Raw genomic sequence first — 16,439 nt, forward strand, 5'->3', positions numbered from 1 at the left:
AAGGTAGGTTACGGACAACAGAATGTAGCTACTGTGCCATCATGAACTACCCCACGCGTAGTAAACGTCTATGGACCGGGATTAATGTGACTTAGCCGTGCGGTTTTTGTATTTCGGTCCCCGTAATTGCTTTTTCGGACTGACCCGAGACCAATGCATACGCCCGCTGGCGGAGCTGGCCCGCCTCCGGAAGCCGTTTGGTCTCCGGTGCTTGGCGTTCCGCCGCCGGCGTTCGGTAGCGGAAGAGGCAAGATTACGCGGGCGGGAACTTGGCGCACGAGCACTGGCGGGACTGTTCTTGTACGCCGGTCCGTAAAGCGGACCGTAATTCCCGTTGTCCACCGCGACGGTGTTGGAGGAAGCCAGGTTGTCGAGGCCTAATCTGGGCGCGCAGCCGGACAGTAGTACACATCCCAAAAGGAACATCACCGCCCGGAGAAGTGGTGTGAAAATTTGGCGTGGCATGATCGAAAACTAAGAATGGTAAGGACTAACAAAAACTAACGCACCAATAAGATTCGGCAACAACTCTTTCCGAAAATAATGGAATAGGCAAAATAGGGAATTGTTCAGTGTTGTGACGAAAAAGGGGGTGCCGGTCGCGCGACACCCCCGCAATCGCTGGGAACTAAAAAGGACAGCACATAACTAATTTTTCGCTACACGACTAAGCGTGCAAGCACTAATTTTTTGCATGAGCGTATTGGAAATACCTGATTCCCAGAACCAGGCAACGGAAGATATTGGGCCGTGGGGCGGCCGTTCGGTCGAAGTAACATGAGACGGGACAAAGGATTAGTTTTTGGGTTTAAAGAGGAAGAAACTGGGGTCCCGAAAGGAGAAAATGGTTGTTGGTTATTAGTTTTTGGTGATCAATACACAATATAAGGGGTTGACGTGGAATCGCGTCGGACTTTAACATTAAAAGGAGTGAACCCGACTAAACGGATTCACTCCTTCTAAGTAGTAACTTCTGTGGCGTTACGCCATTTAGGTTACCCGTTCAATTACTTGGGCAGTAATACGGTATCAATGGCGTGAATCACGCCGTTACTGGCTTCTACGTCCGTCATTACCACCTTGGAACGGTTACCGTTTCCGTCGGTAAGGATTACGGAGCCATTGTCAATGCTGGCCACCAGCGTTTGGTTGCCCAGCGTTGGGAGGGTGTAGTACCCACCGGCTTTGGTGATGGCACCCACCAGCTTCTCCGCCGTAATTTTAGCGGGTACAACGTGATAGGCCAGGATTCCCTGAAGGGCACTTTTCTGTTCGGGCTTGACCAGATTGGCAACGGTTCCTTCGGGCAGGGCGTCAAAGGCATCGTCGGTGGGGGCAAACACGGTGTATTCTCCGGCGGACTTGAACATGTCCACGTAGCCCGCAGCACCGAGTGCGGCCACGAGGGTTTCGAAGTTTTCGTTTCCAACGGCGATGGAGGCGATGTTAGGTTCGGGGGCACCCATCATCATGCCGGCCTTCATTTCCTTCTTGCGCATCATCGCCTTCTTGGGCAACAGCGCGGCGGGATTGACGCCAGCGGGAAGAATAACGCGGTCGATTACGTGGATTACACCGTTGGAACCCGCAATATCCGTAGCGGTCACTTTGGCCTTGTTGCCCTGTGCGTCCTTGATCTGGACGCCTCCACCGGCGAGCATGGCGGTAAAGTCACCACCCTCGGCGGTCGTGGCCGTAAGGCTGCCGTTACCTTTCTCGATGCCGGCCACCACGTCGGAGGCCATCACCTTGGCGGGTACTACGTGGTAGGTAAGAATTTTCTGGAGTACGGCCTTGTTTTCGGGCTTTACCAGGGCCGCTACCAGTCCGTCGGGCAGGGCCGCGAAGGCCTCGTCGGTGGGGGCGAAGACGGTGAAGGGGCCTTCACCACTGAGGGTTCCGGCAAGGCCGGCGGCCTTAACGGCAGTGACCAGCGTAGAAAAATTTTCGTTGCCAGCGGCGATTTCGACAACGGTTTTGTCGCTCATGTCCTGAGCGTAAGAAGAAGTGGGCACGAGGGCCATGCTCAACAGCGCGAGCATAGAAAAGAACAAGCCTTTCATTGGGTTAAATTTTGTTTACTAATGCATTCATGAACGTAGCGGAAAATAGCGTCCGTTTGTTCGGGGGCCTAACGGGACCTGACCACAATTGTTGAAACATCACCCTAAGAAAGGCTTAAAAATTAGTTAAGAAATTGGGAGAGCAGAGCGGTCATTCCCCCCGCGATACCCTTACCTTTGGCGTCCTTAGCACTACCTCAATCCATCAATATGTTGCCCAGTACCGACCCCTCCCAAACCCTTGCCTGGAAAGAACTCGAAGTACACGCCCGGGACATGGAGTCGCGACACATGAAGGACCTCTTTGCCCAAAATCCCGACCGATTCGCCAACCTCAGCCAAACCTTTGAGGACATCCTGATCGACTACTCAAAAAACATCATCACCCAGGAAACCCTGGACCTGCTCTTTCGCCTGGCCGAAGAGTGTGGGGTCCGGGAGGCCACCGAAAAGATGTTCACCGGAGAAATCATCAACGGTACCGAAGGCAGAGCCGTGCTGCATACGGCCTTGAGAAATCGTGGAACCCATGCCGTCATGGTGGACGGTGAGGACGTCATGCCGGCGGTCCGGGATACCCTCAAGCAGATGGAGGCCTTTTGTGGCCGCATCCACCGGGGGGAGCATACGGGCTATACCGGCAAGCCCCTGACGCAGGTCGTCAACATCGGTATTGGCGGCTCGGATTTGGGGCCGGTCATGGTAACGGAGGCCCTCAAGCCCTACTGGATCGAGGGTCGTGAGGTTTACTTCGTCAGCAACATCGACGGCACCCACCTGGCGGAAGTGCTGAAGCGGGTTGATCCCGAAACCACCCTTTTCCTGATTGCCAGCAAAACCTTCACCACCCAGGAAACGATGACCAACGCCCGGTCCGCCCGGCAGTGGTTCTTTGAGCGGGGCGGGCGTGAGGCCGACGTGGCCAAGCACTTCGCGGCCCTGTCCACCAATGCCGAAGGCGTTAAGGAATTCGGGATTGCTGCGGAGAATATGTTTGGCTTCTGGGACTGGGTCGGTGGCCGCTATTCCCTGTCTTCTTCGATCGGAATGAGCATCGCCCTCACCGTTGGGTTTGATCACTTCAGCGGACTCTTGGACGGCCTGCACAGCATGGACGAGCATTTCCGCCACGCCGCTCCGGAAGAGAACCTGCCGCTGAAGCTGGCCCTCATCGGCATCTGGTACACCAACTTCTTTGGGGCCGAAACGGAAGCCATTCTTCCCTACGACCAGTACCTGCACCGCTTTCCCGCTTACTTCCAGCAGGGGAACATGGAAAGCAACGGAAAGAGTGTGGACCGCGACGGCCAACCGGTCGACTACGAAACGGGCCCCATCATCTGGGGAGAGCCGGGGACCAACGGCCAGCACGCATTTTATCAGCTCATCCACCAGGGAACGCGGCTCATTCCCTGCGACTTCATTGCACCTGCGGTATCGCATAATCCAATTGGCGACCATCACGCCATTCTGCTCTCCAACTTTTTTGCCCAAACCGAGGCGCTCATGAACGGTAAAACGGCCAGTCAGGTCGCCAGCGAACTGCGAAGTGCCGGAAAGTCAGATTCAGAAATTGCCCAGTTGGTGCCCTTCAAAGTCTTTGACGGCAACCGGCCCACCAATTCCATTCTGGTGCGCCAAATCACACCCTACGTCCTGGGGCAACTCATTGCCCTGTACGAGCACAAAATTTTCGTCCAGGGGGTGATCTGGAACATCTACAGTTTTGACCAGTGGGGCGTCGAACTCGGCAAGCAGCTGGCCAAAGCCATTCTGCCGGAGTTGGGCGACGGCGCGCAGGTGCAAAGTCATGACTCGAGTACCAATGGCCTGATCAACGCCTACAAGGCCTGGAGATGATCCCATAACGGGACATTGTGCGTCGCAAAGCAGTCAATTCCAGGCGAATTTGCCCCCAAATGGAACAGGAATATCCATATTGGGACGATTTTTGAAGAAGACACTAATTAAGATGACCACTTCGTACCGCTTGCTGGGCGTGGGGCTGTTATTGGCCCTGCCAACCTTTCTGTTCGCACAAAAGCCCGTGCCCACTTCCGCCCTGGAATTCGGGAAAGTGCCGGAACCGGCCACCCAACGCCTGGATGACCGGCGCGTTCGGATGGACAATCAACGGCCCGTGGCCCTGTATGCCGTCGGAACGCCCACGGTGGGGCAGGACGCAGAGGCTAAAGCGAGAAATTATCTCCGGCAGGCACGAGCAACTTTTGGCTTCCGGGAGGCCGACCTGGCCGACTTACGCCTCCACCTGGTGCGCGAAGGACGGGCGGCGACCACCGTGCGTCTGCGACAGGAATATCGGGGCGTGCCGGTTCACGGCGGGGAACTGACGGTATCCCTGCGCCCGAACGGACAGGTGGGGTTTGTGATGAATACTTTCCTGTACGACATTAACCTCGCGAGTGTGCAGCCCCAGCTCACCGGAGCGGCCGCCCGCCAGGCGGCCATCGACTACCTGAACGTAGACGGCAACATCAGCTACGAAGACCGGGAACTGCGGGTGGCGGAAACCCGGGCGGGCATTCGGCTGGTGTGGCGGACCGTGATCACCACGGAGCGCCCCCAGGGACACTGGGAAGTATTCGTAGACGCCCAGACCGGAGAAATTCTGAAGGCCGAAGACACGGCCCTCTATGCGGGTAGCCACGATCACGAAGACGACTGGCACCCGCCGATGAGCCTCCGCGTCTCCGGTACGGGTAAGGTTTTTGACCCCGACCCCCTTTCAACGGCGGGGGTGTCTTACGGTGGGAATTACTCGGACAATAACGACAACGCGAACGCAGCTCTCATTGCCGAGCAACGACAAGTGGTATTGCTGGACATTACCCAGTCCGGAGGACAGTATCAGCTGAAGGGCCCCTGGTGCGAAATTGTAGATTTTGAGAGCCCATTTCGGGGCACTTTCTCTCAGTCTTCCCCCGACTGGACGGGCGACCGGGACGATAATTCCTTTGAAGCCGTGAACGTCTACTACCACATTGATGCTTCGATGCGGTACTTAAATGACGTCCTGGGCATCAACGTCCGGCCTACGGCCTATTCCACTGGCGTGCGGGTGGACCCTTCGGGACTGAACAATGCGGATAACTCCTATTACTCTCCGGGCAACCAGCGCTTGGCCTTCGGAGATGGGGGAGTGGACGACGCGGAAGATTCGGACGTCATCCACCACGAACTCGGCCACGGACTGCACGACTGGATCACCGGTGGTGGCCTGTCGAACAACCAGGGTCTCAGCGAAGGCAGCGGAGACTACTGGGCGGTATCCTACAACCGGTCGCTGGGGCTTTGGTCTCCCGGAGACCCCCAGTACAACTGGGTCTTCAACTGGGACGGGCATAATCAATTCTGGAACGGGCGGGTGACCAACATCAGCAATACCTATCCTGCGGGGCTGTCGGGGTCCATTCACGCCAGTGGCCAGCTGTGGGCTACCTCCATGATGCTGGTCTGGGATGCCCTGGGAAAGGAAAAAACCGACCTCATTTTCTGGGAGGGCATTGCGATGACCAACGGTGGAGCCAACCAGAATGACGCCGCCGTGGCGGTTTACGAAGCCGCCGGAAACCTGGGGTACTCCAACGAGGACCGCATGAAGGTCCACACCATCCTTACCCAGCGCGGATACACGCTGCCCGGGTTCACCCTTCCCGTAGAATGGCTTCACCTGACCGCTACGCCCCGGGATAAAGTGATTGATCTGCAGTGGGCCGTCAGCTCGGAGGTGGATAACGATCGGTATACCGTGGAGCGTTCCACGGACGGGGGACAGTCGTTCCGGGCATTAGGCACTCTGGCCGGTGCCGGCACCGCAGAGGGGAATCAAACCTACCGGTTTACGGATACCGCACCCGGAAGCACCCTCAACGTCTATCGGGTCCGGCAGACGGATTTCGACGGTACCTTCACGTATTCCCCTCTGGCTACGGCCGGAATTGACCAACCCGATGAGGTTCGGCTTTTTCCCAATCCGGTAGCGGAGGAACTGATCATCTCCGGATTACCCCCGGCCGATCAACTTACCGATCAAGTACAGGTGCTGGACGCGCGGGGAAGGTTGGTAAAGCGGGTGGTGCTTAACGATGATGTTCAGCGGGTTTCCGTTGCGGAACTCCCGGCGGGGATCTACCTACTGCGTTGGGAAGAGAATGGCGAAGTGGTGGCCAGGAGGTTTGTGAAGCGGTAGGCCTGATTCAAAAGCCTACTTCCTCCGCTTCTTTTTCTTACCCCGGGGCTTTTGCCCGCGGGTTTGGGGTTTCTTGTATTTCAGGGCCATTTTATCCCGCCGGCGCAGCTTGTTATTGACCTTCTGGTTTTTCTCCTTCTTCTCGTGAAAGGCCGCGCGTTCCGGGTCGACTTCGAGGGCGGGACCGTCGTCGGGGACGAAGAAGGGATCCCGTTCCAGGTCGATCAGTTCATCCGTGATGACGACGCCTTCGGGGAGGGAGTGCTGCGGAATACTTTGGCCCATCAGTTCCTCGATGGCGGCGAAGGCCGCCTGCTCCTCTCCGGAGACGAAGCTGATGGCTACGCCGCGCTCCGCGGCGCGGCCCGTACGCCCGATGCGGTGAACGTGTTTCTCCGGCGATTCGGATACGTCAAAATTGACCACGTGGGTGACGGAGGATACGTCGAGTCCGCGGGCCACCAGGTCGGTGGCGATGAGGGTCTGGATGGTCCCCTCATCAAAAGCCCCGACAGTATTGAAGCGGTAATTCTGAGACTTATCGGCGTGGATGACCCCGAGGCGCTCTTCAAACACGGGGTAGAGGCGTTCGTAGAGCGCGTCGGCCATGCGTTTGGTGCCCGCGAAGACGAGGTTCTTTTTCATCTCGGGGTGGTTCCGGAGTAAATGCTCCAGGAGGTTGGCTTTGGAGTTGAAATTTGGGACTTCGAAGTAGTACTGCTCGATGTTTTCGAGGGGCGCGCCGGAGGGCGCCGTTTCAATTTCGTCGTAATAATCCGTGAACTGTTCAATGATACCCATGACCTCTTCCGTCATGGTGGCCGAAAACATGAGGTGCTGGCGCTTCGGGGGCAGGAAGTCGATGATGTCGTTGAGTTGAGCCCGGAAGCCCCGGTCGAGCATTTCGTCTACTTCGTCGAGGATGACGCGTTTGATTTGTTTGAGCTTCAGCACGCCGTCTTTGAGGAGGTCGCCCAGCCTCCCCGGGGTGCCTACGATGACGTCCACACCAACTTCGACCTCCGCCTTCTGGGTCTTGATGTTGGCTCCGCCGTAAACGCCCACCACCTCAACGCTCATGTAGGTGGTCAGCTTTTTCACTTCCTCCACTACCTGCATCACCAGCTCGCGGGTAGGGACGACAATGAGAATCTGGGGGTGAGGGGACTTGGTGAACTTCCACAACCGTAAACTGGGGAGCAGGTAGGCGAAGGTTTTGCCCGTTCCGGTTTGGGCAATGCCCACCACGTCCTTTCCCGCCATGATGGGGGAGAACACTTTGGCCTGGATGGCCGTCGGGTGCTCCAGCCCCAGGTCGTCCAGGGCGTTGAGGAGGGAGGAGTTCAGGTTGAGGTCCGAAAATTTCATGCGGCAAAGATAGGGTGGGGAGCACGGGAAGGAGAAAGCCGTCGCGCACCAAAGGTGATGGCACCACCAAAATTTATGGCACCTGCGGCCACGCCCTGATCTCAAAAAGAAAAGGGGGATTCGGTACCTTGTGGAGGAATATTCGTTTGTGGCCCCTTCAACCATAATACTGTTAGTTGTCCTTTCCCTGGGAGCCATCCAGGGCATCGTCTACGCAGCCCTGATCTTCTGGCGGCGCAAAGCCGGAGATCAGGCTCCCCTGTTCCTGGTTGCCCTGTTGTTGATGCTGTCTTACCGGTTGGGCGTTGAGATTCTCCAACTGTTCGGACTGGGGCGGTATGACTTTTGGTATCATGTCCTCAACGACTGCAACTGGATTTATGGCCCCCTGCTATTCCTGTTCGTCAGCGGATGGATGAAGCCGGATTTTCGGCTTTCGTGGAGGCATTGGCCGGTGCTGTTGCCCGTTGCCGTGGAGTTTGTCATCAGTAATTTTGTGCGCACCCAAAACTTTTACTGGGACGGTACCCGCGAAAGCCTTTCCTGGGCGGGGTTCTGGGGTTACGTCATCTGGATGAACTATCCCACGAAGTACCTGATCGCGAGTGGTTTGATTATCTACTATTGCCTACGGTCGGAAAAGCTCCTGACGGCACGGCGGGCGGAGCCGGAGGTGGCCTGGATCTGGCGGGTAGTCCGGATCTTCCGGTGGTACTTTACGGTGGTCCTGGTGGTGATGCTCGGAGATTTTCTGGTGGATTTTGACAGCAGTTTTGAGACCTTCTACTACTTTTTTACCAAGTACTACTATTATCCCTTTCTGGTGGGCATTGCGGTGCTGACTTACTGGTTGGGGATTGAGGCCCTGGGGCGAATCGCCGCTCGACCGGGCCGGGAGCGGGTACCCGGGGCAGCGGACGATACGGTACTGGCCCTGGCCGGTCGGCTCGACCAACTTATGCGGGAGGAGGAGCCGTTTCGGGACCCGGAGCTTACCCTTGCGGCGCTGGCCGAACGGTTGGAGGTTAAGCCCTATCTGGTGAGTAAATGCCTCAATGAGGTGGTGGGCAACCGCTTCAATGATTACATTAACCAGTGGCGACTACGGGCCTGGAAACAAGCCCTTACCCCGGATAACCTGGAGCGCTATACCATGGTGAGTCTGGCCTATTCGGCGGGCTTTAACTCCAAAGCCAGTTTTCACCGGGCGGTGCAGAAATTCACCGGAACGACGCCGGGCAAGGTGAAGCAGCAACTTTTGGAAAATTTGCGCGACTGAATTGGTCTCAATTAGCCAATTGAGGTTTTATCCGACCAGAATCCCGCTAGGTTTGGCCAAAACCAACTGCTTCATGCGCTTACTCCTTTGTCTTTTTATCCTGTCTGTTTTTGGTGCTTGTACCCGCCCGGTTACCGAGCAAGGGGCCGTTCCCCGCTTTGAAATTGCCCGCAAACCCCCCGTCATGCCCAACAAGGAAACGCCCTATACTTTCGGGTACCTGACGGTTCCGGAAAGCCGGGATCGGGCAAATGGCCGGCAATTGAAGCTACCCGTCTACCGCTTCCAAAGCCGCTCCGCAAACCCAGCTCCCGATCCGGTGGTGCTCACGTTTGGTGGTCCCGGGAGTAGTTCCCTTTCGGCGGCGGCTTACATGAAGTATTATCGATATCTGGACGACCGGGACCTCATCCTCTTCGAGCAGCGGGGTACCCGCTACGCCAGGCCGCACCTGGCCTGCCCGGAATGGGGACAAGTGAGTGATCAGCTTGCGGGCACCCAGGCCAGTGCGGAGGAATGGAATGCCGCCTACGTCGCGGCGGCCACCGCGTGCCGGGACCGCCTCGAAAAGACCGGGGTTGACCTCAACGCCTACCGGACGTTGGCCATCGCGCAGGACATTGAAGACCTCAGGAAAGCCCTGAAGCTGGAAAAAATTAACCTCCTGACAACTTCTTACAGCACCAAGATCGCCCAGGTGATGATGCGTGAGTTCCCCGATGGACTCCGTAGCGTGGTGATGGATTCCGCGCTGCCGTTGGCGGCCAGTTGGGGCGCTTCAAGCTCCACTAACCTCATGGAATTGCTGGGGCAAATCTTTCGTGATTGCGCCGATAACCCCGACTGCGCGGCCGCCTATCCCGATCTGGAGGAACGGTTTACGGATTACCTGAAGACCCTGAACGAACGTCCCGTGGTGGTCCGGGTAGGGGACCGGGAACCTCAGAAAACATTCACCTTTTCGGCCGTTGAGGTCATTGAGTTGCTGAGTGGGATCTCGACGGGGGAAGTGCCCGGCATTCCGCGACAAATGGCGGCCCTGATGGCCGGCGATATATCCTTGTTGGAAGACCAGGCCCGACAACTGGCCGGCGGCGGTTCGACGGGTGAAGGGATGGGGATGCGCCTTTCGGTATGGTGCGCGGAGGAAACGGCCTTTACCACTCCCGCCGCCGTGAAGGAAGAACGCAACAAGCATGATTTACTCCGTGACCGCTCCCCCCTGGTCTTTTCCTATGAAGTATGCCGCAGTTGGGGCGTAGATGCCGCCGCGGCCCGGGAAAACGTGCCGGTGAAGAGCGACGTACCGGTACTGTTCATCACCGGGACCTACGACGCGATTACCCCCCCGAAGTGGGCCGAGGAAATGAGCAAAACCCTACCCAATAGCCATCAACTTAACTTTCCGGGTTGGACCCACGGCCCCATTACCAACTGGTCTAATCCCTGCGCCATGGAAGCGGCCAATGCCTTCTTTAACGCGCCGACTAAAAAACCTGACCTGCCCTGCTATGCAGACTTACCCCAACCGGTGGCGTTTGAGTAAAGGGAAAGGCCCTTGATTAAGCGGGACGGACGGCCGCTACCGCTTCAATTTCGATCAGGCAACCGTGGTGCAGCTCCCGGCTGGGGACAACGCAGCGAGCGGGGCGATGACCTCCCATGATGTCGGCGTATACGGTATTCACGTCGCCCCACAGCGATACGTCGGGGATATAGATTCTCACCTGCAGTAAGTGGTCCAGATCACTGTTGGCGGCCCGCAGTAGGCTGCGGATTTTGTCCATCGCCAGCCGGGTCTGGGCTTCGATGTCTTCCGGCATGCTGCCGTCGGGGTGGCGGGGCAGTTGTCCGGATACGTAAAGCACGCCCTGGTGCTCGATCACGGGACTGTAGTGGCCGGCCGGCTTCGGAATGTCCGGGTGCTGGATAATCTTCATAAGGAAGTGGAGACTTTGGGGGTGACGGCGTTTTCGGAGGGCGCAGCAACTTCTTTTTCTGCACCCACCAGCCGTTCTACCCAGAAGAAAAGCATGGCTTCCATCTTCTCACTCAGGTTATCGTCGGCCTTCAGGTCGGTGAGGCGGGGGAGATGCTCGGCGAAGTAGGGATTGTTGTGGGCCATCTCAAAAAGGGAGGTGGCCAGGGTGCGGGGATAGGGGAAATCCGGGTTGATTTCCAGGAAAATATCCGCAATGTCTTCGGATAAAGTTTTGTATCCCAAGAACAATCCTTTGCTGTTTTCCTTATCTACTGACTTGGTGTGATAAGCTTTTGACCCCTCGTTGATGACAACCCGGTGCAATAAGTGCTCGTCAATGTAATCTACGGCGGGGTTGGAGACAAAGGGCTTGGTCAGTGCACCGATGGCCGCCCGCACTTTGGCGTAGGGAGAATGCTCCTGGGCCACGGCCTGGTTAACGAGGTAATGGACCCAGTCCCAGTACCAGTTCACCAGGTAAAGCAAGAGCTGATGTTTACTGCTGAAATAGCGGTAAATACTGGCTTCCGCACTACCCAGCCGTTCGGCTAGTTTACGAAAGGTGAAGGCCTCTAATCCAATCTCATCAAGCAGCTCAATGGATTGACAGATGATCCTCTTCCCCAGGTCCGTTTGTTGGGGATCACGTAAAGACAGTTCCTCAGAAGGAAGTATGCGTACTTCGATTGCCATAATTTCTTCAACGAAGTAAAACTATTTTTGTTTGATAGCATTACTATCGATGTTCTTTTTAATTGAATAATTCATGACCACCACACCACTTACTCCGCTGCGCCGACTCATTCGGCTGTTCAGTCAGGATCGTAAAGAGATATCCTATATCTACCTGTATGCGATCCTGGTGGGTTTGATTGCGCTGGTGGGCCCCCTGGGGGTTCAGGCCATTATCAACCTCATCGCCGGGGGTGAATTTAACGCATCTTTGGTAATTCTGGTATTGGTCGTAACCCTGGGTACCGTTTTTGTGGGGGTACTCAAGGTTATGCAGTACGTGGTTGCGGAGACTTTGCAACGCCGCTTATTTTCCCGGGCCTCCTTTGAGTTTGCCTACCGGTTGCCGCGCATCAAGTTGCAGGAATTGGCCAACCACTACCCCCCGGAACTGGTCAACCGCTTCTTTGATACCCTGACCATTCAAAAGGGGTTACCCAAAATCCTCATGGATTTCAGCGGTGCCGTAATGCAGATCATTTTTGGTTTGGTGCTGGTATCCCTGTATCATCCCTTCTTCGCGGCCTTTGGCCTGGCCCTGGCCCTGTTACTTTTCTTTCTGATGCGGGCCGTGGCTCCCACGGGGCTGCAGACCAGCCTGAAGGAGAGCAAATTCAAGTATAAGGTGGCCAGCTGGCTGGAAGATATTGCCCGGGCGAACAACACCTTCAAGCTGGCGGGAGGGGAGCGTTTGACGATGCGCCGCACCAATGACCTGCTGGGGGGTTACCTGGACGCCCGTGGGGCGCACTTCCGGGTGCTACTCTTCCACTACGGTGGACTGGTGGTCTTTCAGGCCCTGGTTACGGCGAGCTTTTTGCTACTGGGAGGAATCCTGGTGATTGACAACCAAATCAATATCGGTCAGTTCGTGGCGGCGGAGATCGTCATCCTGGCCATCGTGAGCAACGCCGAGAAACTGATCTTTACCCTGGACGTGATTTATGACACCCTTACGGGCGTCGAGAAAATCAGTGTGGTGACGGATCTTCCCCTGGAAGATTCTGGAGAGCTTCTCTTCAGTACCGTCGATACGGGTAAGGGCATGGCCGTCACCGTGAGCAACCTCACCTTTGAGTACGGACAAAGTGGCGACAAGGCACTGAACAACATCTCCCTTGACGTCGAGGCCAACGAGAATGTCTGCATTGCCGGATTCAATCGCTCCGGACGCAGTACGTTGGTACAAATCCTGGCGGGATTGCGATTTGACTTTGAGGGGCGGCTTACCTTCAATAATATCCCCTTCGGCAACCTGAATCTGGATGAATTGCGGCGGGCCATCGGTGATTACAGCCCGCAGGAAGACATTATCCCCGGGAGCCTGATTGATAATATTTGTCTGGGGCATCCGGACGTCGATTTCAGCGACATCCAGTGGGCCTTGCAAATATCTCGCCTGTCGGAGTGGGTTTCCGAGCAACCCGATGGTTACGAAACCGAACTGGTGGCCGAGGGACTCAACGTTCCCCGGTCGGTGCGCACCCGCCTGCTGGTAGCCCGGGCCATTGTCCGCAAGCCGCGGCTGTTGGTGCTGGGGAACGTTCTGGAGCGCATCGAGCCGGGCATCCGGAACAGCATCATTGATGACCTGACCGATCCGCGACAAAACTGGACGCTGGTCATCGTCAGCAATGATCCTTACGTGGTGCGCAAGTGTAATCGGGTGGCGGTCTTGCGCCGTGGTCGTTTGTTGGCCCACGATAAGCCGGAGGCCGTACTGGCCGAGCCGGCCTTTAAACCCATCTGGGATGCGGAGGCGATCTAAATTCCCGGGGCCAGGAGGAAATTGGAAAACGTTGCGATTTTCTTTTTGGCTACGCGGGTGCCGGGGCCATCAGCAGGGAGCAATGTTGAACAGCATCCTTCCCGGCAGCTGGCTTTTGAGGAACCAGCACGGCACCTGCCGCAGGCCAGAATAAATGAACTAATCCTATCGATTGCTCACGAAACAGGTAATTGACTATGTTGAATTTATCGAATCAACGGGTATTAAATAACGTCAAGGGCATGGGGCTCACGGCACTGGAACGGGTCGACCTGCCCGACGGGCAAAAGCTCTTCCGCCGCTGGATCGTTGCCCTCGCGATCATCGGGATCATCATGATGTTCCTCCCCTGGGTGCAGAACTTCCGGGCTAAGGGTACCGTGACGGCACTCGATCCGGCCTTCCGTCCCCAGACGGTGCACGCCACGATTCCCGGCAGGATCGAGGAGTGGCGCGTTTTTGAGGGGGATACGGTCAGCTTCGGTGACACCATTGCCCGCCTGAGTGAAATCAAACCGGAATACCTGGACCCGGAGATCGTCCCCCGTACCGCTGAGATGCGGCAGGCAAAATCCAACAGTGCCGGAGGGTACCTGGAAAAGGTGGCCGCGCTAGATGAACAGATCAGAAACTTCCGTCGGGAACAACAGAACAAACTCGAACTGGCGAGAAATAAACTTGCGCAGAGTAAACTGAAGGTCAATACCCTGCAGGCCGATCTGGCCCAACAGGAGGTGCAGGTGAGTATTGCGGAGTATCAGCGGAGGCGGTCAGACACGCTGGTCACTGAGGGCCTTAAGCCACTCACCGACCTGGAAGCCAAGCGGCTCAAGGAGCAGGAAGCTAACGCCAAGTACGTAAAAATTGCCAACGAGCTGGACCAGGCCAGAACCGACGTAGAACAGGCCCAAATTGAAATTAACAACGTTGGGCCCACCTACCAGGGGAAAATTGCCAAGGCGATGAGTGATCGGGCCAGTGCTTTGACCTCTTATTACAATAGTGTTGGGGACGTGGCTAAACTTCAGATTCAGGAATCCAATTACAGCATCCGGCAAGGATATAACTACATCCTGGCGCCCCAGGACGGAATCGTCGCCAAGGTACTCACCCCCGGGATTGGGGAGACGGTCAAGGAAGGAGACGCCGTGGTAAGTATTTTACCGTCACAGTTTACGGCGGCGGTAGAAATTTTCGTGGAGCCCTTTAACCTGCCCCTGGTACGACAGGGGCAGCAAGTCCGTTTCCTGTTCGATGGCTGGCCGGCCGTCTTTTTCAGTGGCTGGCCCGGCCTTAGTTACGGTACTTTCGTTGGGGAGGTAGTTGCGGTAGACAACATTATTGATAGCAAAGGACGCTATCGGGTATTGGTGGGGCCTTCCGACGACGGAAGAGACTGGCCCGCCGCATTGCGGCCGGGCTCCGGAGCAGAGGGCGTTGCTCTCCTCGAAACCGTACCGGTATGGTACGAACTCTGGCGGCAACTGAATGCCTTCCCGCCGGATTACTACCAGGATGCCGGAGAAAGTGAGGAGGTAAAAACCAAGGCACCAAAAACGCGTGTGGTAAAATGATGAGAGTCTGGAAATGCTTATTGTTTTCGGTCGTAATCCTGTTTGCGCCGAAGGCACCAATGGTGGCCCAGAGTGCTCCGCTACAGTTGAGCCTGGACCAGGCCGTCAACTGGGCCCTGGAGAACCACCCGCTCGGGATCATGGCCAATGCCGTGGAAGAGCGCGGTCCGGCAGCCCTGATGCGTTCCCGGGGAAACCTGGACCCCAAGCTGTTTTCCACCTATGACCGAAAGCAATTCCAGGGAACGGAATACTTTGACTACGGCGAAGCGGGCGTTGAATGGCAGAGTCCGGCGGCCCTGAAATTCAGTGCTGGCTACCAGTTCGCCGACGGAACCTACCTGAACGACGAGTTGGTGGTGCCCAGCGCCGGCCAGGCCTACCTGGCCGTCAAGCTGCCCCTGCTGCAGGGCTTGCTGGTGGACGAAACCCGAACGGATTTGCGGCAGGGTGACCTGGAAGTGGACCGCAACCGCGCGGACGCCAACATCATCCGAAACGAACTCCGCTACGACCTGGCGCTGCGGTTTGCCGACTGGGCCTACACGGAACGCATCCTGGAAATCAACCGGGAGACGTTGCGGTTGATCGAACAGCGGTTTCGCGACACCCAGGGGCTTTTTGAACAGGGAGACAAACCGGCAGTGGATACCCTGGAGGTCTACGTGTCACTGGGTACCCAGCGGTTGACCGTCCAGCAGGCCGAAGTGGACGCCCGCCTGGCGCGGCAGGCCTTCAATGAGTTGTACTGGCCCATGGACGAAAATACCCGGCCCCTCACCCTGGACGATCGTTGGACGAGCATCCCCGAAGCCGGCGGCTGGCTTATGCAGCACCCGGACCTGCTGGAAAAGCAAATTGCGCTGGCCCAGACCCAGTTGGAACAAAGGCTGAAACGGGAAAAGCTCAAACCAAAACTGGACGTAGGCTACTATCTGCTTGGTGATGGTTTTGACATTTCCCCGGTTCCGGTTGGCGGAGAAAACGGCGGGTTTTTCACCCGCGCCTACAAACTTGACGCCAAGTTCAGCTATCCAATCTTTAACCGCAAAGCGCGGGGAGACGTCCAACTCGGCCAACTCAAAATAACGGAAAGCACGGCCAAAATCGACGCCAAGCAACAGGCTTTGATTACCAAGGCCGACGCTTACCGGGACGCCGTCCGGCAGTACGATAGCCAGCTGGCGGCGGGACAGGATTTGGGCCGGCAGGCGGAGGCATTGTTGCAGGCCGAGCGCAGACTTTTTTCCCTCGGGGAGAGCACCCAGTTTCTGCTCAATAGTCGGGAACAGTCCCTCCAGAAGGCGAGGTTGACCGTCGCTAAATTGGCCTTCTCTCAGATCAAAGCCGTACTTACCTATCGGTACGTGACCGCGCAGTGGGAGTAGGGGGGGATTGGTCTGTTGGTAATTTAGTCTGTTAGTCTGTTAGTCTGTTAGTCTTTTGGTCTGTTGGTCTGTTGGT

Annotated in this window: 11 protein-coding genes; 7 read left to right on the forward strand and 4 right to left on the reverse strand. The window is 56.7% G+C overall.

Annotated features, from left to right (window positions below):
• Positions 1-1,007 precede the first annotated feature (1,007 nt).
• The gene (locus E1J53_RS20080; protein ID WP_145913065.1) at positions 1,008-2,063 is read right to left on the reverse strand and encodes a fasciclin domain-containing protein; all 1,056 of its coding nucleotides are present in this window, start codon (positions 2,061-2,063) and stop codon (positions 1,008-1,010) included.
• A 210-nt stretch (positions 2,064-2,273) separates the two neighbouring features.
• On the opposite strand from E1J53_RS20080, the gene pgi reads away from it, so the two are divergent.
• Both pgi and E1J53_RS20090 read left to right on the forward strand, forming a co-directional pair.
• Positions 2,274-3,923: a glucose-6-phosphate isomerase gene (pgi, locus tag E1J53_RS20085; protein ID WP_134274326.1), complete on the forward strand. Its 1,650-nt coding sequence runs from the start codon at positions 2,274-2,276 to the stop codon at positions 3,921-3,923.
• A 112-nt stretch (positions 3,924-4,035) separates the two neighbouring features.
• Complete coding sequence (locus tag E1J53_RS20090; protein WP_134274325.1) at positions 4,036-6,273, forward strand: T9SS type A sorting domain-containing protein; 2,238 nt, start codon at positions 4,036-4,038, stop codon at positions 6,271-6,273.
• A 15-nt stretch (positions 6,274-6,288) separates the two neighbouring features.
• On the opposite strand, the gene E1J53_RS20095 is transcribed toward E1J53_RS20090, so the two are convergent.
• Positions 6,289-7,641, reverse strand: a complete 1,353-nt coding sequence (locus E1J53_RS20095) for a DEAD/DEAH box helicase (protein WP_134274324.1) — start codon at positions 7,639-7,641, stop codon at positions 6,289-6,291.
• A 148-nt stretch (positions 7,642-7,789) separates the two neighbouring features.
• On the opposite strand from E1J53_RS20095, the gene E1J53_RS20100 reads away from it, so the two are divergent.
• Both E1J53_RS20100 and E1J53_RS20105 read left to right on the forward strand, forming a co-directional pair.
• Positions 7,790-8,920: a helix-turn-helix domain-containing protein gene (locus E1J53_RS20100; RefSeq protein WP_134274323.1), complete on the forward strand. Its 1,131-nt coding sequence runs from the start codon at positions 7,790-7,792 to the stop codon at positions 8,918-8,920.
• 73 nt (positions 8,921-8,993) lie between these two features.
• Positions 8,994-10,466 (forward strand): alpha/beta hydrolase, encoded by a 1,473-nt coding sequence (locus tag E1J53_RS20105; RefSeq protein ID WP_134274322.1) that lies wholly within the window; start codon positions 8,994-8,996, stop codon positions 10,464-10,466.
• A 16-nt stretch (positions 10,467-10,482) separates the two neighbouring features.
• On the opposite strand, the gene E1J53_RS20110 is transcribed toward E1J53_RS20105, so the two are convergent.
• A complete protein-coding gene (locus E1J53_RS20110; protein WP_134274321.1) occupies positions 10,483-10,860 on the reverse strand; it encodes a RidA family protein in 378 nt (125 codons plus the stop codon).
• On the reverse strand, positions 10,857-11,594 hold the full coding sequence (locus E1J53_RS20115) for a TetR/AcrR family transcriptional regulator (protein ID WP_134274320.1): 738 nt from the start codon (positions 11,592-11,594) through the stop codon (positions 10,857-10,859). The genes E1J53_RS20110 and E1J53_RS20115 overlap by 4 nt, the downstream gene beginning before the upstream one ends.
• Positions 11,595-11,667: 73 nt before the next feature.
• On the opposite strand from E1J53_RS20115, the gene E1J53_RS20120 reads away from it, so the two are divergent.
• The 3 genes from E1J53_RS20120 to E1J53_RS20130 all read left to right on the forward strand — a co-directional run bounded on the left by E1J53_RS20120 (position 11,668) and on the right by E1J53_RS20130 (position 16,363).
• Positions 11,668-13,401, forward strand: a complete 1,734-nt coding sequence (locus E1J53_RS20120; protein ID WP_134274319.1) for a peptidase domain-containing ABC transporter — start codon at positions 11,668-11,670, stop codon at positions 13,399-13,401.
• 197 nt (positions 13,402-13,598) lie between these two features.
• The gene (locus tag E1J53_RS20125) at positions 13,599-14,975 is read left to right on the forward strand and encodes an HlyD family secretion protein (RefSeq protein ID WP_253932133.1); all 1,377 of its coding nucleotides are present in this window, start codon (positions 13,599-13,601) and stop codon (positions 14,973-14,975) included.
• Positions 14,972-16,363, forward strand: a complete 1,392-nt coding sequence (locus E1J53_RS20130; protein ID WP_134274318.1) for a TolC family protein — start codon at positions 14,972-14,974, stop codon at positions 16,361-16,363. The genes E1J53_RS20125 and E1J53_RS20130 overlap by 4 nt, the downstream gene beginning before the upstream one ends.
• Positions 16,364-16,439: the final 76 nt, after the last annotated feature.

This window comes from Lewinella sp. W8 (genome assembly GCF_004375085.3).
GTDB lineage: Bacteria > Bacteroidota > Bacteroidia > Chitinophagales > Saprospiraceae > Neolewinella.